The sequence below is a fragment of the Streptomyces sp. NPDC056169 genome (assembly GCF_042268445.1).
Lineage (GTDB): Bacteria > Actinomycetota > Actinomycetes > Streptomycetales > Streptomycetaceae > Streptomyces.
In genome coordinates this window covers 26,070-46,517 of sequence record NZ_JBHJUO010000022.1, presented here as the reverse complement: position 1 = coordinate 46,517, position 20,448 = coordinate 26,070, and the positions used below count along the sequence as shown (strand labels likewise).

Below are 20,448 nucleotides of genomic sequence, written 5' to 3'. Positions count from 1 at the left end.
GTTCATTCCCCCAGGTCGAGAGTGAGTTTGGTGACGGCGAACGCCTCGGCGTACCGCGCGTGGCATTCGATGCCGCGGATCCGTGCGAGACCGAGGAAGGCCTCGCGGTCGTACCAGGGCCGGTGCCGCTGCGAGGGGTAGTGCTCCTGCAGCAGCCGGACCTTCTCCTCGGCGACCTCCGGCGACAGCGGCTGGTACGCCGTGGGACGGCCGAGATCGCCGTCCCACTTGACGATCTCGTAGCCGAGGACGAGATGGTCGCGGAACGCGGTCGGCAGCAGCCGCGCCAGGCCGCGGTGGTCCTGGTGCGCGTCGTCGGTCCGCGGGGCGAGGATCAGGTCCGGCTCGGTCCGCTCGCGCAGCTCCTCGACGGCGGCCTTGGCCTCCTCCCAGTGCGCGGGCATCCTGCCGTCCGGCAGCTTGAGCACGGTCAGCCGCAGGTCGGCGCCCGGGCAGAAGGCGGCGAGCGCCGCCCGCTCCTCCTGCTCCCGCTCGCCGCCACCGCCGGAGAGGACCAGGGCGTCGACGCGGACGCCCGGCCGCGCGAGGCACAGCGTCAGCAGCGTGCCGCCCGCGCCGATGGCGATGTCGTCGCAGTGCGCCCCCACCGCGACGATCCGGTCCAGACGCCCGGAGCCGAGCCGGATCACGCGGTCCTCACCCCCTCGCGCGCCCCCGCGCCGTCCCGTTCCCACACGGCCCACGGGCGGTCGCCCCGGGCGTAGGCGTCGTCGAGCGCGGCCCGTTCCTTCACGGTGTCGGTCGGCTTCCAGAAACCGCGGTGCTGGTACGCCACCAGCCGTCCCTGCTTGGCGAGTTGGGCGCATCCGTCGGCGACCAGGTCCCCGTTCTCCGGGATGTGGTCGAACACCTCCTGGCGGAGCACGAAGTACCCGCCGTTCTCCCACAGCGGCATGTCGCTCACGGCGGTGATGCCCCCCACCAGGCCGTCCTCGCCCAGGTCCACGCAGTGGAACGACGACTGCGGCGGCACCACCATCATCGACGCACCCGCGTCGCGCCGGGCGAACCGGTCGATCATCTCCGGCAGCGGGGCGTCGGTGAGCACGTCGGCGTAGTTGGCGAGGAACATCTCGTCGCCGTCCAGGTGCTGCCGGACGCGGCGCAGCCGCTCCCCGATCGGCGACTCGATGCCGGTCTGCGCGAACGTGATCGTCCAGTCGGCTATGTCGGTGGACAGCAGCTCGGTCCGCCCGCCCCGCAGGACGAAGTCGTTGGACGTCGTCTCCTCGTACGTGAGGAAGAAGTTCTTGATGTGGTGGGCCCCGTACCCGAGGCACAGGATGAACTCCGTGTGCCCGAAGGACGCGTAGTAGCGCATGACGTGCCAGATCAGCGGCCGCGGGCCGACCATCGCCATCGGCTTGGGCACGTCGTCGGAGGCTCCGCTGCGCATGCGCAGCCCGTAACCGCCGCAGAACAGGACGACCTTCATGACTTGACCTCGACAATGCTCAGTTCCGGGATGGGGAAGACCAGCCGGCCGCCCCACTCGTGCACGAAGGACAGCTGCTCGACGAGCTCGGCCCGCAGGTTCCACGGGAGGACGAGCACGTAGTCGGGTCGGTCGGCGGCGATCTGCTCGGGCGCCAGGATCGGAATGCGGGTGCCCGGGGTGAACCTGCCGTGCTTGTACGGGTTGCGGTCGACCGTGTACGCGAGCAGGTCGGGCCGGATGCCGCAGTGGTTGAGCAGGGTGTTGCCCTTGCCCGGGGCGCCGTAGCCGACGACCGTCTCGCCGCGCTCCGCCGCCTCGATGAGGAACCGCAGGAGGTCCCGGCGCACCTTGGCCACCCGGGCGGAGAACTCGGCGTACCCGGAGAGCTCCTGGAGCCCGGCCGCCTTCTCCCGGTCCAGCACCTCGGCCACCCGCCGGGACGGCTCGCCGGCCACCGCCGCCGGCCGGGCCCACAGCCGGATGGAGCCGCCGTGCGTCGGCAGCAGCTCGACGTCCACGAGCGTGAGGCCGCCGCTCGCGAGCGCCCGCGCGGCCGACGCCACCGTGTAGTACTGGAAGTGCTCGTGGTAGATCGTGTCGTACTGGTTCTCCTCGATCAGGGTCAGCAGGTGCTGCACCTCGATGGAGACCCAGCCGTCGTCGGCGACCAGGGCGCGCAGCCCCTGGGTGAACCCGACGACGTCGGGGATGTGCGCGTACACGTTGTTGGCCACGACGAGGTCCGCCGGGCCGTGCTCGGCGCGGACGGCCGCGCCGGTGTCCGGGGACAGGAACTCCGTGAGCGTCGGCACACCCGCCTCCCGCGCCGCGGCGCCGACGTTCACCGACGGCTCGACGCCGAGGCAGCGGATCCCCCGGTCCACCATGTGCCGCAGCAGGTACCCGTCGTTGCTCGCGACCTCCACCACGAAGGAGTCGGGGCCGAGGGCGAGGCGCTCCACGGCGTCCGCGACGTACCCGCGCGCGTGCTCCACCCAGGAGGTCGAGTACGAGGAGAAGTACGCGTACTCCTTGAACGTCTCCTCGGGCGTGATCAGCGGAGGTATCTGTGCGAGCCAGCAGTCCGTGCAGACCCGCAGGTGCAGCGGGTACGCCGGTTCCGGCCGGTCCAGTTGGTCCGCGGCGAGAAAACTCTCGCACGGCGGGGTCGCCCCCAGATCGACGACGCTGGCCAGCGCCTCCGAGCCGCAGAGTCGGCATCGAGTCATCTACTTCCCCCCATTTCCGCCCGCGCGGGTACCCCGCCGCGAGCCCGCGTGTACGTTCCTTGCCGGCGGCGTACCGTCCCCGCCGCCGGACCACTCCGCGATCGCGGAGCGGTACCCCTCCAGCAGGCGCTCCAGCCCGACGGCCGGGCTGAACCCCTGCTCGTAACGGCGCCGTGCCGCTTCCCCCATCTCCCGGTTGCGCTCCGGATCGGCCGTGATCCGGCGGATGCGGGACGCGAGCGAGGCGGGCTCGCCCGGCCGGTGGAGCAGCCCGGTCACCCCCTCCTCGACGAGTTCGACGAAGGCGCCGTGACCGGCGGCGACGGCCGGGACTCCCGCCGCCATCGCCTCCGCGACCACCAGGCCGAACGTCTCCTGGGCCATCGAGGGAGCCACGACGGCGACCGACCGCGCGGCGGCGCGCCGGCACTCCTCCGGGTCCCACAGGCCGGCGTACCGCACGTCGTCCCGGCCCGCCGCCCAGGCGGTCACCTCTCCCTCCAGCGGCCCCGCGCCGGCGATCACCAGCGGCACGCCCACACCGCCGTCCGCGGCGAGCTCGTCCCACGCGGCCATGAGCAGCCGCACGCCCTTGGCCTCCGCGAGCCGGCCGAGGAAGAGCAGATGCTCCCCGGCGCCCGTGCGGCGGGCACCCGGATCGGGCACGAAGTTGTGCTTCACCGCGAGCCGTTCGGCCGGCATGCCGGACCGTACGAGGATGTCGCGCTGCGCCGCGGAGATGCAGAAGAACCGCTCCACGCCGGACCACCACCGCCGCCGGTTGACCGTCAGGCTGACCGCGAGCGGAACCGTCGCGAGGCGCGAGTTCCGATAGCAGCCGTGCCGGACGGCGGGCAGCGAAGCCGTCGACCCCACGCACTCGGTGCACGCCCGGCCGTCCCGGTGCAGCGTGCCGGGCGGGCAGACCTGGGTGTAGTTGTGCAGCGTGGCGACGACGGGCACACCGGCGTCGGCACAGGCGGCCAGCACCGCGGGGGACAGGAGCGGGAAGACGTTGTGGACGTGCACCACGTCCGGCCGCTCGGCGCGGAGCCGGGCGGCGAGCTCCGTACGGACCGCCGGGTTCCACGGCACCAGCAGGGGCACCGCGACCTTGCCGAGCAGGGACCGGGCGGCGATGTCGTCGCTGCGCCGCTCGAAGACGTCGACCCGGTGGCCGGCCGCGCGCAGCAGCCCCACCTCCTCGTCGACGACTCTGTTCTCCCCACTCGGCTGCGCCGAGGAATAGCGGTTGTGCACGACAAGGACATGCATGCTCAGATCACCTCCGGGCCCATCGCGGGATACGCGGCCGAGGGATCTCGACCGTCGGCAGGGGCGGGGCCGCCGCGGGTGCCACGAGCAGCGAGGCGGCCAGGGTCAGATGCAGCAGATACGCCGAGGCGTCACCGAGACCGACCTCGGTGTACGAGGAGAGCGCGCAGTAGCTGATCAGGAAGATCGCGCAGGCCCTCGGCAGCGACGGCGGCCGCAGCAGGGCCACGCCGCCCAGCACGATGATCATCGCCGCCACGAGGGTGACGCCGATCAGACCCTGCTCGTCGTAGACGGCCAGCCAGCTGTTGTCGATCGGCAGCCCGTCGAACGACTTGTCGCCCAGGCCCGTGCCGAAGATCTTCTCCCCGGTCGTCCGGGGCGCCGCCAGCAGGGCGTCCCAGACCTTGGCCCGGCCGGTGAGGTTGGCGAAGTTCTCCTGGCTCTGCCCGCGCAGGAACCAGGACCGCAGCGCGGAGCTGAACACGACGGCGGCCACCGCGGCGCACAGCACCGCCCAGGCGAAGAACCGGCGGGCGGCGGCGCTGGTCAGGACGAGCGAGCCGATCGCCAGCGCCAGGCCGATGAGCAGGCCGAGCGTGGCCGTCCGGGTATGGGTCATCGCCAGCAGGACGGCCGACGGCACGATGACCGCCGCCGCGGCGGCCCCGGTCGTCCGGCGGCCCAGCAGGAGCAGCACGGCCAGCCCGATGATCACGGCGGCGTACTGGCCGATCTGCGGCGGGGTCAGCGGCCACAGCGCGCCGACGAGCCGCCCGCCGTAGTACTCGGGCATGGCCGTGCCCGGTGCGACGACCAGGCCGACGGCGACCAGGGCGAGCACCGCGAAGTACATCCGAATGTGGTAGCGGACGAAGGTCAGGGTGCCGTCCCACCAGCGGCTGAGCAGCCACAGCGTGCCGACGAACAGCGCCAGCCGGGCGCAGCGGAACAGCGAGCCGAACCCGACGTCCGGCTGCACGCTGGCGATCACGCTCGGCACCAGGAGCAGGGTCAGCAGGAACACGAAGGCGCTGGGCCGGATGCGCAGCCGGAGATTGAGCGCGAGCGCCAGCCCGAACGCCACGACCAGCGCGCCCATGGTGGCCATCTGGATGAGGGAGCGGGGGAGCGGGACGACGGTCTTCGCCCCGGCGGAGCCCAGCGTGTTGAGGGCCAGCAGCGCCCAGGCGATACCGACGGCCTTCGGGGTGCCGGCGGGGCCCGGTGCGGCACCGGGCCGCCTGTCCGCCGTGCTCGCCGAGTCCGCCGTGTCCTGGCCGCCCGGCAGGGCGAAGCGCCGGAAGTCTCCGTTCATCTCAACCACCGGCCCGTGGGGCGAAGGTGCTGCCGGCGTCCTGCCGGTACGGCGGGCCCTGCCACTGCCGGGAGTCGAGCTTCCCGCCCGGGTCGCCGGCGGCGAAGCTCCACGGTCCGTTGTAGACGTTGTCGTACCAGCGGTTGCCCTGCCGGCGGGTGATCGCCTCGGGCACCCGCTCGCCCCGGTACGGAGACCAGTCCGGCGAGGAACCGGAGTTGGCGATCACCGCCATGCGGCCGCACTCCGCCGCGCACCCGGCGACGGACGCGTCCAGGACGAAGCGGTTGTGGTGGATCTCCACCCGCTGGGTCTTCCACCGGCAGTCGGCGTAGAGCGGCGCCGTGGCGATGGCCGGAGGCGCGCAGCGGGCGGTGTCCTTCACGAGCAGCGTGCAGTAGTCCGTGGAGGTGTTGGCCGGGCTGTTGCAGAACCGGTCGGCGTTCTCCCACAGGGTGATCCCGTTCCAGTTGTTCTCCAGCGTGTTCCGGTAGATCTCGATCTTGTCCGTGCGGGCCGGGACCCGGGGTTCGCCGCCGGCCTCGGAGACGTAGACGGTCGCGTACGGGAAGTCGTCGCCACGGGCGGACTCGCGGCCCTCGACCCGGTTGTTCCCCCGGATCGTGTTGTTCCGGATGATCGCGTTGTAGCTGGTCTCGTACATCAGCGCGGCACCGTCGTTGGCCTCCAGGACGTTGCCCTCGAAGAGGAAGTCGTTGTTGTTGGTGTCCGCCCACAACCCGGCACCGCGGTTGTCGTGCACCCAGTTGCCGCGTACGTCGGCGCCGTCGACGGCCCAGAACTTGATGCCTCCGGTGCAGCCGCAGCCCGGCTCCCGCCGCTCCCAGTCGTCGGTGTTGTTGCCCACGACCTCGTTGCCCTCGACGACCAGGCCGCGGATCGAGTCACCGGTCTTGTACGCGTTCATGCCGTACTGCCCGTTGCCGCGCAGGCAGCTCGCGCGGAGCCGCTGGCGGGCACCGGCCATCAGCCCGGCCCCGGAGTTGTACTGGATCGTCGCGTGCTCGATCACCCACCCGTCGGCCATGTCGTGGTTGACCACGCCCTCGTTGTTCGGCGCGACGAACCCCTGCACGGTCAGAAAGCGGATCGTGACGTCACGGGCGGTGCCGCCGAACGCGTACTGGTTGGTCTTCCGGCCGTCGAGCACCGCGCCCGGCGCGCCGAGGTAGCGGTTCCCCTCCTTGGCCATGACCTGGGCGTAGGCGTCCGGTTCGAGCCGGTGCGTGCCCGGCCGAAGCCAGAACGTGGTGTGCGGGGGGCTGCTCTCGGTCTTCGCGGCCAGGTCACCGACGACCGCGGGGTCGACCGTCACCGCGCCCGCCGGCGCCGTCGCCGGCCCGGGCGCCGCCTTGTCGCACACGCGGGCCACGGACGCGGCGGGCGCCCCGGCGCTTCCGGAAGGCGCCCCGGAGGTGGCGGGCGCCCCCGACACGGAAGGCGCGCCGGACGCGGCGGACGTGCCGGACGGCTCCGCGCCCGACGTGCTCGTACAGCCGGTCGCCGCCGCCAGGACCAGCGCCAGCGCCGCCACCGGCGATGCCCGGCGCCGCCTCGTGAACACCCCGCGCCCCCTAGCCGTGGAACCTGAGTACGGTGGTGAACTCCCCGGACGACACCGCGCCGTCGGCGAAGCCCGTACCGACCAGCGTGGTGGCGGGCTCCTTGCGCCCGAAGCCGGCGGAGTACCAGCCCAGCGGCGGATCGGTCTCCCCGCGATGCGCCCGCCAGGACAGCTGCCCGGGCAGGTCGAGCACCGCGGAGCGCTCCTCGCCGTCCCGGGTCCAGGTGAGCGCGGCCCGGTCGCCCACCAGGTCCGCGGAGATCGCCGGACCGAGGTGGAACGCCAGACGTACGGGCCCGCGCTCGCCGCGGACCTCGTCGACCACCCGCAGCTCCCGGCTCGCGGCGGTCAGTTCCACCCTGCGGCGGTGCACGGAGCGCTGGTAGCCGTCGTGCTCGGCAGACCAGCGGGCCGTCCCCCCGGCGGAGGCGCCGGACGCGTCGGACGCGTCCGGCGCGTCGGACGTCTCAGCGAAGAGGACGCGGCTGCGGGCATGCCGGGTCCACAGGAACGGCCCACCGGAGACGGACTGGTCACCGCCGTCCCATTGCAGGGTGTTGTGGCCGATGGTCGACCGGAAGTACTGCCGCCACTCGGGCTGCCCGTGGTAGCAGTACGTCCCCGGGTCGGCGAGCACGTCGACCCCGTCGTGCCGGACCTCCACGGACAGCGCGTCCGCGTGGGCGTGCGCGGCGATGGACAGGAACCCGTGCGGGCCGCCGTCGCAGCGGCACCAGATCTCCGCGGGACCCCGCAGGATGGTCATGCCCGCGTCGGCGAAATGGGCCGGTCGGCTTGCCGGGCGGGTCACGGCCGGTGCGGTCCCGCTCTTCGCGTACGGCGCGACGAGCGCGGCGAGGAGCGGGGTGCGCACGTCGGTGCCGGTCACCGCCGGCCACCAGGCGAGCCGCCCGAACACGGCGTCCCCGGTGGCGAGGAGCGAGGCCCAGCGGTCGGTGCCCTCGCCGTCCACGATCAGACCGTGCCCGTCGTCCGCGTCCCCCTGGCGCGGCGGCCGCAACCGGCCGTCCACGACGGCCGCGAGCGCGTCGGTCATCCGCAGCAGCACCTGCCGGACCGACGCCGGGACCGGCACACCGGCGGCGTCCGCCTCGGCCACCGCGGCCAGACCGAGTTCGAGGACGAGTCCGTGGTACTCGGTGGCCAGCTCGCGGTTGAGGCCGGAGTCGAAGGTGTTGCCGCGCAGATGCCGCTCCAGCGACCGCAGCGCGCCGGCCCGCCAGCGCGCCGAGGAGGGGAACCACCCGAAAGCGCAGGCCGCGGCGAACTGCCCGGCGGCCTCGGCGATGACGTGGTTGTTCGCCGAGGACCCCCGGCTGGGGAAGGCGGCCAGCCACCGCTGGTGGTGCCAGATCTGGTTCCGGGCCACCGGGTTGTCCTCGAACAGCCCGGCCGCGCCCGGCCAGCCGTCGAGGAGCCGCCGGATCCACACCCAGGAGATCAGCCGGATCCCCAGCTCGATGCCGCTGATCCAGTGCACACCGCGCAGGGGCGCGTTGGCCGCCCACCACAACCGCAGGTGCTTGGCCACGCGCTCGGCGTACCGCTCGTCCCCGGTGATCGCGTAGGCGGCGGCGAGCACGGTGAGGTACTGGTGCCGGGACGGCTCCCAGATCTGCTTGATGTCCCCGACCACCTCCTCGTCCCGGTACGGCACGTCGAAGGCGTACCCCCACGGGGCCCGGCGCCCGGTCTTCGGGTCGTACCACCAGTTCGGGTCGACCAGGTCGTCGCGGACCACCCCGAAGAACTCGGCGTGCCCGGCCATCAGCCGGTCCGCCTCGGCGACGAGCCGTTTCGCGGCGTCCGGCGGCACCGCGGCGAGCGTCCCCGGAGGCAGTACGGCGGTGAACCGGGCGCCGGTGACGGGCGGGCAGTCCGGCGGCGTCGCCCGCCACCGCCGCCTGCGCACCGTGTCGCCCAGCCGGCCGCCGACCTCCCGCGGCCCCATCCGGGACAGCCGCCGCAGGTACCAGCCCGCGCTCATGGTCATCGCGCGCCCGCCAGCGTCACCGGCGCGCCGGAGGCCAGCCCGGTCTGCACGGCGAGGGTGGCCGCCGTGGTGGCGACCAGCGACTCCAGCGACACCGGCATCGGCCCGCCGGTCCGTACGGCCCTGACGAACGCGGCCAGTTCGGCGGACTGGCCCTTGTCCCGGGCCTTGGGCAGCCGTGAGCTGACCCACCGCTTGGGGCCGGCCGTGCCGTCCGCGTGGACCGAGGCACGGACGAAGTCGTCGAGCTTCAGCACCTTGCCGTCCGCGACGAGGTCCAGCGTCTCCTTGGGGAAGCCGGGCGCGCCGGTGGTGACGTAGCTGAGGGTGGCGGTGGACCCGTCCGGGTAGCGCAGCACGACCTGCACGTCGTCGTTGCCGGGGGTGGCGACCGCGTACACCGAGACGGGGTCGGCCTGGAGCAGCCAGCTCGCCGTGTCGATGAAGTGCCCGCCCTCGCCGGCGAACCGCGAGCCCTCGGTGCCCTGCCGCAGGTACCAGCTGCCGTGCTGGAGCCGGCCCGCGTTGACCAGGTAACGGAGGCTCGCCGGACCGGTCCGGGTGCCGAACCGCTTCCTGGCCTCCTGGAGCAGCGGCGCGAAGCGGCGGTTGAAGCCCACCTGCAGCCGGTCGTTGCCGGACTTCTCCACCGCCGCGAGCACACCGGCCAGCTCGTCCTCGGTGAGCGCCAGCGGCTTCTCCACGAACACCGCCTTGCCCGCGAGCAGCGCCCGCTGGGTCAGTTCGGCGTGCGAGCTGTGGCGGGTGACCACGAACACCGCGTCGACGGCCGGGTCGCCGAGCACGGCGTCGAGGTCGGTGGTCGCCCGGGCGAAGCCGAACTTCCGCTGGGCGTTGGCCGCGGACAGCGCCGTCGTGGTGACGACCGTGGACAGCTCGACGCCGTCGCGCCCGGTCAGGTGCGGCAGCAGCATCGACGTCGCGTAGTTCCCCGCGCCGACGAACGCCAGCCGCACCGGCCCCTTCGCGGACCGGGCCGGGGCGGGAGCTCCGCCGCCGCGTCGCACCGCGGGCACCGTCACCGCCGGGGCCTCCGCTTCCCCCGCCCCTTCCTCCGCGTGTTCGGGGTACCGGAACAGCACGGCCACGGCCTTCAACTCGCCGTCCTTCAGGCGCCGGTACGTCTCGACGGCGTCGTCGAAGGCGGCGATGTGGGAGATCAGGGGCTCCACGTCGACGCTGCCGTGGGCGAGGAGATCGAGGAAGCACGCCAGGTTGCGGCGCTCGGTCCACCGCACGTAGCCGATCGGGTAGTCCCGCCCGTCGAGCTCGTACTCCGGGTCGTACCGGCCGGGACCGTACGAGCGGGAGAACCGGACGTCGAGTTCCTTCTCGTAGTACGCGTTCCACGGCAGGTCCAGGCGGCACTTGCCGATGTCGACGACCCGGCCGCGGTCCCGGCTCAACCGGGCGGCCAGCTCGACCGGCTGGTTGCTGCCGCCGCCGGCGGCCAGGTACACCTGGTCCACGCCGTGACCGCCGGTGAGTTCGGCGACGGCGGCCTCCACGGCCGTGGACGCGGGATCGCCGCAGGCCACGGCGCCCAGGCGCTCGGCGAGCTCGCAGCGCACCGGGTCGGGGTCGGCCCCGACGACCCGGACACCCGCGGCGGTGAGCAGCTGCACCACCAGCTGCCCGATCAGCCCGAGGCCGATGACCAGCGCCACCTCGCCGAGCTGCGGCTCGCCCTGGCGGACGCCCTGCAACGCGATCGACCCGACGGTGCCGAAGGCCGCGTGCCGGGGCTGGAGGCCGTCCGGCACCGGGGAGTAGAGGTTCTTCGGCACCCAGTTCAGCTCGGCGTGCAGCGCGTGCTCGTTGCCGGCGCAGGCCACGAGGTCGCCGACCTTCACGTCGTCGATCCCGGCGCCGACCTGCTCGACGACCCCGCACAGCGAGTAGCCCAGCGGCGTGTACGAGTCCAGCTTGCCCATCACCTTGCGGTAGGTGGCGGGCACCCCGTTGGTGGCCACGCTCTGCATGACCTTGGCCACCTGGTCCGGGCGGGAGCGGGCCTTGCCCAGCATCGACATGCCGGCCTCGGACACCTTCATGAGCTCGGTCCCGGTGGATATCAGCGAGTAGGCGCTGCGGACCAGCACACCCCCCGGCTTGCACCCCGGCACCGGCACGTCGAGCACCGCCAGCTCGCCGCTCTTGTAGTTCTGCACAACCTGCTTCACCCGAAGTCCCCTTGTTTCTCAGCTGTCTTCTACGCCGTCGAGTGAGTGCTCCGGTCGGACGCGGAGGTCGCGCCGCGATACCAGTACTCGAGGGTCAGCACATGCCACAGATGCTTGGAGAAGTCCCGCTGCCCGGCGGCGTCCTCGGCGACCATGCGGGCCAGCGCGTCGCGGCGCAGGATCCCGGAGTTGACGAGGACGCCGTCGTTCACCACCTCGCGCACCAGCGGTGCCAGGTCCCGGCTCATCCAGGCGCGCAGCGGCGCGCTGAACAGGCCCTTGGGCCGGTACACGATCTCCCGGGGCAGGATCGACGTGGCCGCCTCCTTGAGGACGGCCTTGCCCTGCCGTCCGACGATCTTGCGATCGCCGGGCACGGCGAACGCCGCCTTGACCACCTCGACGTCCACGTACGGCACGCGCACCTCGGTCGACGCGGCCATGCTCGACCGGTCCGTGTACGCGAGGTTCAGACCCGGCAGGAACATCCGGGCGTCGCCCAGGCACATGCGGTTCACGAAGTCGTCGAGGTCGTTGTCCTGGTAGACGTCCGCGTGCTCGGTCAGCACGTCGTCGACCGTCCCGGCCAGGTCCGGGTCGACCAGGGCGAGCAGCTCGTCCTGGTCGTACATGGTGTAGCTGCGCCGGAAGGCCGTCTCCTCCGGCAGATCGGCGAAGGACAGGAACCGCTTCGCGAACCGCACCGACCGGTATCCCCGGCGGGCGGTGGCGACCGGCAGCCGGTCCACGGCCCGGGACAGTCCGCTCCGCAGGGGTCGCGGGACGCGCTGGTAGCGCAGGGCGATGAGGTTGGCCAGGTGCTTGCGGTACCCGGCGAACAGCTCGTCGGCGCCCATCCCCGAGAGCATCACCTTGACCCCGGCCTCCCGGGCGGCCGAGCAGATCAGGAACGTGTTGATCGCGGCGGGGTCGCCGATCGGCTCGTCCAGGTGGTACGTCATCTGCGGCAGCAGGTCGAGGACGTTCGGAGCGATCTCGATCTCGTGCAGGTCGACGCCGAACCGCTCGGCCACCTGCCGGGCGTACCGCAGGTCGTCCGGCATCGCCTCGAACTTGGCGTCCTCGGCTCGGAACCCGATCGTGTAGGCGGAGATCCCGGGCTGGTCGCGGGCGGCCAGCGCGGTCAGATAGCTGGAGTCGAGCCCGCCGGAGAGGAAGGTCGCCACGGGCACGTCGGACAGCAGATGGCGCCGCGTCGACTCCTCGACGATCGCGCCGATGTCCGGCCGCTCCCCGGCCAGGGCCCGCTCCCGGCCCTCGGCGGCGACGTCCCGCAGGTTCCAGAACCGGCCGCGGTCCACCCGTCCGTCGGGCCGGCACCGGAGCCAGCTCCCCGGCGGCAGCTTCTCCGCCTCGCGGAACGCGCACCGCGAGTCCGGCACCCAGTAGTACAGCAGCGAGGCCACCAGGGCCCCGTGGTCCACCTCCAGCGAACCGCCGGTGGCGGCGGCGAGCGCCTTGAGCTCGGACGCGAACACCAGGCCCTCGCCGCGCCGGAGCAGGAACAGCGGCTTGATGCCGAGCTGGTCGCGGGCGAGCACCAGCTCACCGGTCCGCTCGTCGAAGATCCCGAACGCGAACATGCCGCGCAGCCGGGGCAGGCAGTCCGTGCCCCAGCGCCGCCAGGCCTCCAGGAGGACCTCGGTGTCGGACGTACCGCGGAAGCGCACCCCGGCGGCCGCCAGTTCGGCACGCAGCTCGGGCGCGTTGTACAGCTCGCCGTTGTACGTCAGGACGAGGCCGCCCGACACCATCGGCTGGGCGCCCGTCTCGGACAGGTCGACGATGGCCAGCCGCCGGTGCCCGAGCTGCACGTCGCCGTCACCGACGGGGTGGCCGTACCGGCCCGCCCCGTCCGGACCGCGGTGGGCGAGGGTATCGGTGAGCCGGTCCGTGACGGCCTTCCCGTCCGGCCATCGGTACGTGCCTGCGATGCCACACATCTCTACCGCACCTCCTGGTCGTTGTCCGGGATCCGCGGGGCGTCGTCGTCCGGGATCCGCGCGGCCCACATCGGCACCCGCTCCGGCCGCCGCGGGCCCGTCCCGCTCTGCCGGGCGGGCCGGTCGATCCGTCCGCGCGGCGCCGTGTGCGGCCCGTCCCACAGCGTGCCGTCGGTCCGGTCGCGCGCGTCGGGGTCGCTCAGCACCACCCCGATCACCGCGATGCGCTGCTCGGCGAGCTGCCGCGCCACGGTGTGCAGCCATGCGGTGCTGCCGTGCCCGGCACGCACGACGAGCACGGTCCGTGTGCCGAGGTACGGGAGGTCGGCCCACGCCGTACCGGGCGCCACCGAGCCGACACCGAGGCGGAGTTGCCGGCGGGACACGGTCGCGCCGAGCTCGGCGCCCACCACGGTCGGGTCTCCGGCCTTCGGGCGGCGGTGGGTCAGCGGCTGTCCGGGCAGACCGTCGACGACGACCATGGGCCCGTCCGCGGCCAGTTCCCGGGCGAGGTCCAGGGCGAGCGCGCTCGTGCCGCGCGCACAGCCCAGTTCCAGCAGCGACAGCGGTTCAGGGGAGTCGCGCACGGTACGGGCCAGGGACGCCGTGAGCCGGGTCCGTGCCGCCCGGATCCGCCGGCGCCGCCACGGCCGGGGCGACCGGCGGGGCAGCTCGGCGACGACCGAGGCGCCGAGGTGCGCCGCGATCTCGCGGCGCAGCACGGGGCGGTCCGCCACGACCGAGCCGACGGCGGCCACCGCGAGCCCGAGGGCGAGTCCGAGGGCGAGCCCGATCGCGGCCTGGGTGGCGGCGGTCTTGGGCAGGGAGTGCCGCACCGGGCGCGGGGCGTCCACGATCTGGGTGCCTGCGATGAGGTGGGGCGTGCCGATACGCGCCTCCGCGGCGCGCTGGTCGAGATCGGCGATCCGCGAGTTGAGCTCGGCCCGGCGGGCGAAGAGCGACTCCATGTTCGCCGACGTCTTCGGACCGCTCTCCGAGGACGCGTCTCCGATCGCCTTGTTGACCTGGGTGAGCTCCTCCCGCAGCCGGTCGCGCTGATCGGTCAGCGCCTTGGCCTCGGAGTTCGCCGCCTCCTCTATCCGCCGCACATGGTCCGCGATGAACGCGTCGGCCAGCGCCTGGGTGCGGGCCACCGCCTCCGCGTCGCTCTCACCCGTCACCTCTATCTGCAGCACGTTGTTCGTCAGCCCGATCCCCGTGTAGTCCTTCATGAAGTCCTCCGGTTTGTCCGGGGACTTGAGGGCCGCCAGTGCATGGCCGGCGATCCGGGTGGTCTGCAGCAGCGCGACATCGGTGCGGATGAGCGTGCCGGGGTCGTTCGGCTGGTCCTCCTGATGCGCGACCAGCACCTTGGTCACCGCGGTCGGCGGCGTCGGCAGCAGGACGGCCAGCGCCACGCCGAGGAGCAGCCCGAGCAGCCCGAGGGAGCCCCAGAGCCGGCGGCGCCTGCGCACCGCCACCACCAGTACTTGCAAGTCGAGGAGCGGAGCGGCGGCCGACGGCTCCGATGTCGTATGCGTCGTCACCGCGTACCTCCCGTGGTGTCGGCGCCGACCGCGACCGCCGGTTCGGCGGGATCGCGGCGACGGCCGGCGGGACGCGGCGGACGGGCCCGGACCGGGCCGGCGAGGACGATGCCGACGAGCTCGTGCCGGGCGTCGGCACATGCCTCGGCGATCCCGGCGAGCTCCGGCGCGGTCCAGCTGCCCGCGCTGAGCACGACCAGGGCACCGGACTCCGGGCCGTGGTCCGGCACCATCGGCCGGGACACGGAGACCCCCACCACCCGCAGCAGGGGGGACTCCCCGCTCGACGAGTCCGGGGACGGATCGTTTCCGGCCTCGGCGACGAGCCGCCCGGCGGCCCGGCGGGCGATCTCGTCGCCGTCCGGGACGACGACGAGCAGTCGCCGGGGGGCCGGATGCCGGTCCCGGAGGCGGGCGCACACCCGCCGGTAGCGGATCTGCCGGGCCTCCTCGTCGTCGGAGGCCCGCGGCGTCGGCAGGTCCCACCGGGTGTCGACGCCGAGGAGCCGGCGGAGCAGGGCCCGCGGGCCACGGCCTCCCGGCCGGTGCGCGGACCGTTCACCGGATACGTCGACGCTGCCGAGCAGCGTCGAGCCCAGTGCCGCGGCGATCTCCGGCTGGGTCCGCAGCCGGCGGCTCATCCGCGCGGCGGCGAGATGGCCGATGACCGTGAGCAGGAAGAACAGCAGCGCCCCGGCGACGACGAGCTGCGTCCGCGTCGGCGGTGCCTCGCCGGTGGGCCGGGCCGCCGGTCCCATGACGACCAGGTTGGCCTTGCTGTCGGCCGGCTCGGCCTTGTCCAGCTTGTCCACGGACTCCTGCAGCGCGGTCCGCAGCTTCGCGAGCTCGGTGCGGGTCTGCACGCTCTCCACGGTCCGTCCCGTACCGGCCGCGTCGGCCAGTTCGGTGATGCGGCGGCTGGTCTGCGCCACCAGTTTCCGCAGTGCCTCGGGTTGCCCCGCCGCCTTGGGGTCGGTGTCGTTGCCCACGATCTGCGCGGCGTAGGTGACGAACTCCCCGGCCACCCGGTCGGAGAGACGCTGCGCGCGCTCCGCGGTGTCGGCCGTGCCCGAGATCGTGATGATGTTCCCGTCGGCGACCTCCGCGCTCACCCGGTCGCGGAGCTCGGTGCCGTCGACCCCGGCCCAGCCGAGCGCGGCGGCCGCCCGGTCGACCACCACCGAACTGGTCGCGATCTCCGCCTGCGTCAGCAGCTCGCGCTCCTCCCACGCCCCCGGCAGCAGGACCGACGCCGAGGTCGTGTAGCGCGGCGGAAGCAGCAAGGAGGTGCCGTGGCCGACGAGCGCACCCACCAGGGTGAGGAGGGTGAGAAGCCGCCAGCGCCGACGGATGATCCGCCCGATCGTGACCAGGCGTATGGTGTCATCGCTCAACGGCGGGGCCTTTTCCCTGTCTTGACCGGGCCGCTCGCCGACACGGGGGTGTGGTCGCGGCAGGCGGCGGCGTAGGCGGCCAGCAGCGCTTGCTGGGAGTGCCGCCAGGAGAGCTGCCCGCCGATCCGCTCCTGGCCGGTCTTGCCCATCCGGGCCCGCTCCTCCGGGTCGTCGAGGAGCCGCGCGATCAGCCCGGCGAACGCGGCCTCGTCGTTCGCGGGCGCGTAGACGGCGGCGTCACCGGCGGAGACGCGCGCCTCCCGCAGGTCGAACGAGACGATCGGCCGGCCCATCACCATGTATTCCAGGACCTTGTTCATGGTCGACACGTCGTTGAGCGGATTGCGCGGGTCGGGGGAGAGGCACACGTCCGCCGTGGACAGGTAGCGCACCAGGTCGGCGTCCGGAATGCGCCCGGTGAACTGGACCTGCTCCGAGAGCCCGAGCCGCCGGGACAGCTCGACCATCGCGTCGAAGGCGTCGCCGGCGCCGACGAACACCGCGTGCCAGTCGGTACGTCCTTGCTCGTCGCGCAGCTTCGCGAGGGCCCGCAGGGCGTAGTCGACACCGTCCTGCGGTCCCATGACGCCGAGGTAGCACAGCAGATGGGGCTTGCCGCGCTTCAACTCCGGCTCGGGCGGCACCGGGTGGAAGCGGTCGATGTCGGGTGCGCTGCGCACCACGAACACGTCCTCCGGCCGCCGGCCGCCGCGGCGGACCGCGACGTCCCGGTAGCTCTCGTTCGTGGCGAGCACGATGTCCGCGGCCCGGTAGGTCCGCCGTTCCAGCGCGCACACGGCGCGGTAGAGCAGGTCCTCGCCGCGGTCGAAGCGGGAGAGGTACAGCTCGGGTACCAGGTCGTGCTGGTCGAAGACGAACCGCGCGCCGTGCCGCTTCAGCCACAGGGCCGGCAGGAACAGCAGGTCCGGCGGATTGCAGGCGTGGACCACGTCGACCGGGCCGACCCTGCGGGCCAGCCGGAGCGTGTGCCACAACGCCGTTCCGTACTCCCGCAGGTAGCCGGCGGGCCCTCCGGTGGCCGCGCGCAACGGGTAGCGGTGGATCCGCACCCCGTCGATCTCCGCCTCCGGCTCGGTGTCCCGCTTCTCCCCCCGGGGGCAGATGACGTGCACCTCCCAGCCCGCGTCGCGCAACGTCGTGCACTCCTGCCACACCCGTCGGTCGAACGGCACCGACAGGTTCTCCACCAGGATCAGCGCGCGCCGGCCGGCGCCACTGGTCGCTTTACCAAGCAAGGCCCACGTACCCCGGTTCGGTCCGGCGCACGGCGGCGTCGGGAAGGTGGATGAGGTCGACGATCACCGGGCTGCCGTCATGGGGCAGCGCCGACAGCACGGCCGGGTCCTTGGTCCCGACCAGGGCCACCTCGGCATGGTCGAGCACCTCGCCGACGGAGTCCGAGAGCAGCTGCGCGAGGTGCGGCAGCCGGGTCTCGATGTACTCGCGGTTCGCGCCGAGCAGCCGGGAGAGGTTGACGTTGGGGTCGTAGATCCGCAGGTCGTACCCCTTGCCGAAGAGCCTCTCCGCCAGTTCGACGAGGGGGCTCTCGCGGAGGTCGTCGGTGCCGGGTTTGAACGACAGCCCGAACAGGCCCACCCGGCGTTTGCCGGTGCGTTCGACCAACTCCACCGCGCGCTGCAAGTGGTCGGCGTTGGAGGGCAGTACGTGGGAGAGGATGGGCACCGACACGTCGGCCCGCTGCGCCGCGTGGACCAGGCTGCGCAGGTCCTTGGGCAGGCAGGAGCCGCCGAAGGCGAAGCCGGGCCGCAGGTAGGCGGAGCTGATGTTCAGCTTGCGGTCGGCCAGGAACACGTCGATCACCTGGTGCGAGTCCACCCCGAGCGCCCGGCACACCGCGCCCAGTTCGTTCGCGAAGCCGATCTTGAGGCCGTGGAAGGCGTTGTCCGCGTACTTGATCGCCTCGGCCGTCGGGACCGGCACCCGGAACACCTCGCCGGGCAGTCCCTCGTACAGCGCCGCCACCACGTCGCCGCTCTCCCGGTCGAGCTCGCCGATGACGGTCTTGGGCGGGTCGAAGAAGTCCCGCACGCTCGTGCCCTCGCGCAGGAACTCCGGGTTGACCGCGACCCCGAAGTCCACCCCGGCCGTGCCGCCGGCGTACTTCTCCAGGATCGGCACCAGCAGGTTCAGGCAGGTGCCGGGGAGCATGGTGCTGCGGAACACGACGGTCTGCCGCCCGCCCCGCTCGGCCACCGCGGCACCGATCTGCTCGGTGACCCGCTCCAGATATGTGGTGCACAGACTGCCGTTGGCCTCCGACGGCGTGCCCACGCAGATCAGCGACACGTCGCTGCCCATGATCGCCTCACGGACGTCGTCGGTGGCGCGGAGCGCTCCGGTCCGTACGACCTCGGCGATGAGTTCGCCGATCCGCTCCTCGACCACCGGGGCCTTGCCGTCGTTGACCAGGTCGACCTTCACCTGGTTCACGTCCACCCCGATGACCTCGTGCCCCATGCCGGCCAGGCACGCGGCCGACACGCAGCCCACGTAGCCGAGCCCGAAAACGCTGATTCTCATGACGCGTTCCTCCCCCCATGCAGGCACCCATGGCCTGCGCTCCCCGTGCCTGCCGGACGACGCCCCCCGCGCATCAGTAGGCCCCCTGCCCGTAGAGCACCGCCCGCAGCGTCTTCCACAAGATCACCGTGTCCAGCGCGAGCGACCAGTCCTCCACGTACCGCAGGTCCAGCCGGACCGCCTCCTCCCACGACAGGTCGCTGCGTCCGCTGATCTGCCACAGGCCGGTGAGGCCCGGTTTGACCAGCAGCCGCCGCCGGATGTCCGGGCCGTACGCGGCGGACTCCTCCGGCAGCGGAGGCCGCGGGCCGACGAGCGACATCGACCCGGTGAGCACGTTGAAGAGCTGTGGCAGCTCGTCGATCGAGTACCGGCGAAGCACCGATCCCACCCGGGTCACCCGCGGATCCCGGCGGAGCTTGAACAGCAGGCCGGCGCCTTCGTTGCGGTCGGTCAGCGCGGCCCGTGCCCGGTCGGCGTCGGCGACCATGGTGCGGAACTTGAGAATGGTGAACTCGCGGCCGTCCTTGCCGACCCTGCGCTGGCGGTAGACCGGACCGCCCCGGCTGTCCACCATCACGAGCAGCCCGACGACCACCATCAGCGGCGCGAACAGCATCAGCAGGACCGCCGCGCCCAGCCGGTCGACGACCTCCTTGACCGCCCGGGGGCCGCCGCTGAAGGTCGGCATGCTGACCCGCAGCAGGGGGATCCCGAGCACCGCGTCGACGTGCAGCCGCGGGCCGGCCACCTCCATGAGCACGGGGGCCACGACCATCTCCGCGTCGCTGCCTTCGAGGTTCCAGGCCAGCCGCTGCAGCCGGTCCGGTGACCAGTGCGGGTCCGGTGTGACCGCGACGACACGGTAGCCGTCGCGGCGGACGTGGCCCGCGACGTCGGCCAGCCGGCCGACGACCGGCACGCCGTCCAGGTGGTCACCGTCGCGCCCGGGACGATCCGCCGTGCACACCGCCTCCACCCGCCAGCCGAGGTGCGGGAACTTGCGGGTCCGGTTGATCAGATCGCGCACGGTGGCCAGGCTCCCGGCAGCGAGCACCGGGCGCAGACACCGTCCTTCCTTCCGCTGTTTGTGCAGCCAGAGACGCAGCAGATACCGCTCGGTCATGGTGACGAGCGCGATGGCCGGGATCGCGACGAAGATCCAGAGCTTGATGTTGGTCGAGGTGAGGGCGATCCCGCCGAGCGCCAGGACGACGACCGCCGCGAACAGCGAGCGCCCGAGCCGACGGAACTCCTCGGCACCCTGGCCGAGCACGGCCGGGGACCACGCCCGGCTCACCGCCAGCGCTCCCAGCACCAGCAGCTCGGTGCCGAAGGCGAGGATCCTCCACTTCTCGTGCCAGTTGGCCGCGTCCCGGGCCCCGAAGAAGCCGCCGATCGCCGCGACGACGAAGGCGGTGGCGACGGTGTCGCTGGTGATCACGGCACGGCGGTACCGCTGCTCCCAGTCGATCGTGGTCCGGCTGAACTCCCCGTTCTCCAGACGCCCGAGGGGCGAGGGAAACGGGCTGACTAATTCACCCTGCTGCACAGACCCCCCCAGGGCGTCAGTGGGCTCGACGTGTTGGCTCCACACGGTTCCTCCCCCCGGGAGACCCCCGCCTCCCGCGCTGTTCCTCCCCTCGGGAGGCCCCCGCCTCCCGCGCCGCGCCGATCCTCGCTCCGGGAGGCCCCCGCCCCGCCCGCGCATCACGTACTGGCTGTTGCAGCGCTACTGGAACATTCCGCTCCGGCGGCGGTGGACGCGACCTCGTGCCGTCCATGGCGCCGGTTCGAAAGATCATCATTTGTTACGTCGTGTCAGATCATGTGAAGCACGGTCAATCTAGACCATGAGGACTCGTCTGGTGAGGGAATGTACGCAACTTGTGGGCAA

At 72.7% G+C, this 20,448-nt stretch carries 14 protein-coding genes; all 14 read right to left on the bottom strand.

Going from position 1 to position 20,448, the window contains the following annotated elements; genetic code table 11:
- Positions 1–2 precede the first annotated feature (2 nt).
- Positions 3–650, bottom strand: a complete 648-nt coding sequence (locus ACFC0G_RS31835; protein WP_376409915.1) for a PIG-L deacetylase family protein — start codon at positions 648–650, stop codon at positions 3–5.
- Positions 647–1,456: a glucose-1-phosphate cytidylyltransferase gene (locus ACFC0G_RS31830; RefSeq protein ID WP_376409912.1), complete on the bottom strand. Its 810-nt coding sequence runs from the start codon at positions 1,454–1,456 to the stop codon at positions 647–649. Before ACFC0G_RS31830 ends, ACFC0G_RS31835 begins: the two co-directional genes overlap by 4 nt.
- Positions 1,453–2,688 (bottom strand): class I SAM-dependent methyltransferase, encoded by a 1,236-nt coding sequence (locus ACFC0G_RS31825; protein WP_376409909.1) that lies wholly within the window; start codon positions 2,686–2,688, stop codon positions 1,453–1,455. The genes ACFC0G_RS31830 and ACFC0G_RS31825 overlap by 4 nt, the downstream gene beginning before the upstream one ends.
- Positions 2,689–3,963: a glycosyltransferase gene (locus ACFC0G_RS31820; protein ID WP_376409906.1), complete on the bottom strand. Its 1,275-nt coding sequence runs from the start codon at positions 3,961–3,963 to the stop codon at positions 2,689–2,691.
- Between the two features lie 7 nt (positions 3,964–3,970).
- Complete coding sequence (locus ACFC0G_RS31815; protein ID WP_376409903.1) at positions 3,971–5,281, bottom strand: O-antigen ligase domain-containing protein; 1,311 nt, start codon at positions 5,279–5,281, stop codon at positions 3,971–3,973.
- Between the two features lies 1 nt (position 5,282).
- The gene (locus tag ACFC0G_RS31810; protein ID WP_376409900.1) at positions 5,283–6,866 is read right to left on the bottom strand and encodes a right-handed parallel beta-helix repeat-containing protein; all 1,584 of its coding nucleotides are present in this window, start codon (positions 6,864–6,866) and stop codon (positions 5,283–5,285) included.
- Positions 6,867–6,876: 10 nt separating this feature from the next.
- Positions 6,877–8,880, bottom strand: coding sequence for an alginate lyase family protein (locus ACFC0G_RS31805; protein WP_376409897.1), 2,004 nt, complete (start codon positions 8,878–8,880; stop codon positions 6,877–6,879).
- Positions 8,877–11,084: a bi-domain-containing oxidoreductase gene (locus tag ACFC0G_RS31800; RefSeq protein WP_376409895.1), complete on the bottom strand. Its 2,208-nt coding sequence runs from the start codon at positions 11,082–11,084 to the stop codon at positions 8,877–8,879. The genes ACFC0G_RS31805 and ACFC0G_RS31800 overlap by 4 nt, the downstream gene beginning before the upstream one ends.
- A 29-nt stretch (positions 11,085–11,113) precedes the next feature.
- Positions 11,114–13,048, bottom strand: a complete 1,935-nt coding sequence (gene asnB / locus ACFC0G_RS31795) for an asparagine synthase (glutamine-hydrolyzing) (protein ID WP_376409893.1) — start codon at positions 13,046–13,048, stop codon at positions 11,114–11,116.
- A 2-nt stretch (positions 13,049–13,050) separates the two neighbouring features.
- Positions 13,051–14,595, bottom strand: coding sequence for a Wzz/FepE/Etk N-terminal domain-containing protein (locus ACFC0G_RS31790; protein WP_376409890.1), 1,545 nt, complete (start codon positions 14,593–14,595; stop codon positions 13,051–13,053).
- Complete coding sequence (locus tag ACFC0G_RS31785; protein WP_376409887.1) at positions 14,592–15,989, bottom strand: Wzz/FepE/Etk N-terminal domain-containing protein; 1,398 nt, start codon at positions 15,987–15,989, stop codon at positions 14,592–14,594. Before ACFC0G_RS31785 ends, ACFC0G_RS31790 begins: the two co-directional genes overlap by 4 nt.
- Positions 15,986–17,245 carry a glycosyltransferase family 4 protein gene (locus tag ACFC0G_RS31780; protein ID WP_376409884.1) on the bottom strand — a complete coding sequence of 420 codons (1,260 nt, stop codon included), beginning with the start codon at positions 17,243–17,245 and terminating at the stop codon, positions 15,986–15,988. Before ACFC0G_RS31780 ends, ACFC0G_RS31785 begins: the two co-directional genes overlap by 4 nt.
- Positions 17,235–18,551, bottom strand: a complete 1,317-nt coding sequence (locus ACFC0G_RS31775; protein WP_376409881.1) for a nucleotide sugar dehydrogenase — start codon at positions 18,549–18,551, stop codon at positions 17,235–17,237. The genes ACFC0G_RS31780 and ACFC0G_RS31775 overlap by 11 nt, the downstream gene beginning before the upstream one ends.
- A 73-nt stretch (positions 18,552–18,624) precedes the next feature.
- Positions 18,625–20,103: a sugar transferase gene (locus ACFC0G_RS31770; protein WP_376409878.1), complete on the bottom strand. Its 1,479-nt coding sequence runs from the start codon at positions 20,101–20,103 to the stop codon at positions 18,625–18,627.
- Between the last annotated feature and the right edge of the window lie 345 nt (positions 20,104–20,448).

What these genes read in the sequence shown, in the direction of transcription:
- ACFC0G_RS31830 (WP_376409912.1), bottom strand. Translation starts at nt 1,456, where the DNA reads ATGAAGGTCGTCCTGTTCTGCGGCGGTTACGGGCTGCGCATGCGCAGC.
- ACFC0G_RS31825 (WP_376409909.1), bottom strand. Translation starts at nt 2,688, where the DNA reads ATGACTCGATGCCGACTCTGCGGCTCGGAGGCGCTGGCCAGCGTCGTC.
- ACFC0G_RS31820 (WP_376409906.1), bottom strand. Translation starts at nt 3,963, where the DNA reads ATGCATGTCCTTGTCGTGCACAACCGCTATTCCTCGGCGCAGCCGAGT.
- ACFC0G_RS31815 (WP_376409903.1), bottom strand. Translation starts at nt 5,281, where the DNA reads ATGAACGGAGACTTCCGGCGCTTCGCCCTGCCGGGCGGCCAGGACACG.
- ACFC0G_RS31805 (WP_376409897.1), bottom strand. Translation starts at nt 8,880, where the DNA reads ATGACCATGAGCGCGGGCTGGTACCTGCGGCGGCTGTCCCGGATGGGG.
- asnB (WP_376409893.1), bottom strand. Translation starts at nt 13,048, where the DNA reads ATGTGTGGCATCGCAGGCACGTACCGATGGCCGGACGGGAAGGCCGTC.
- ACFC0G_RS31775 (WP_376409881.1), bottom strand. Translation starts at nt 18,551, where the DNA reads ATGAGAATCAGCGTTTTCGGGCTCGGCTACGTGGGCTGCGTGTCGGCC.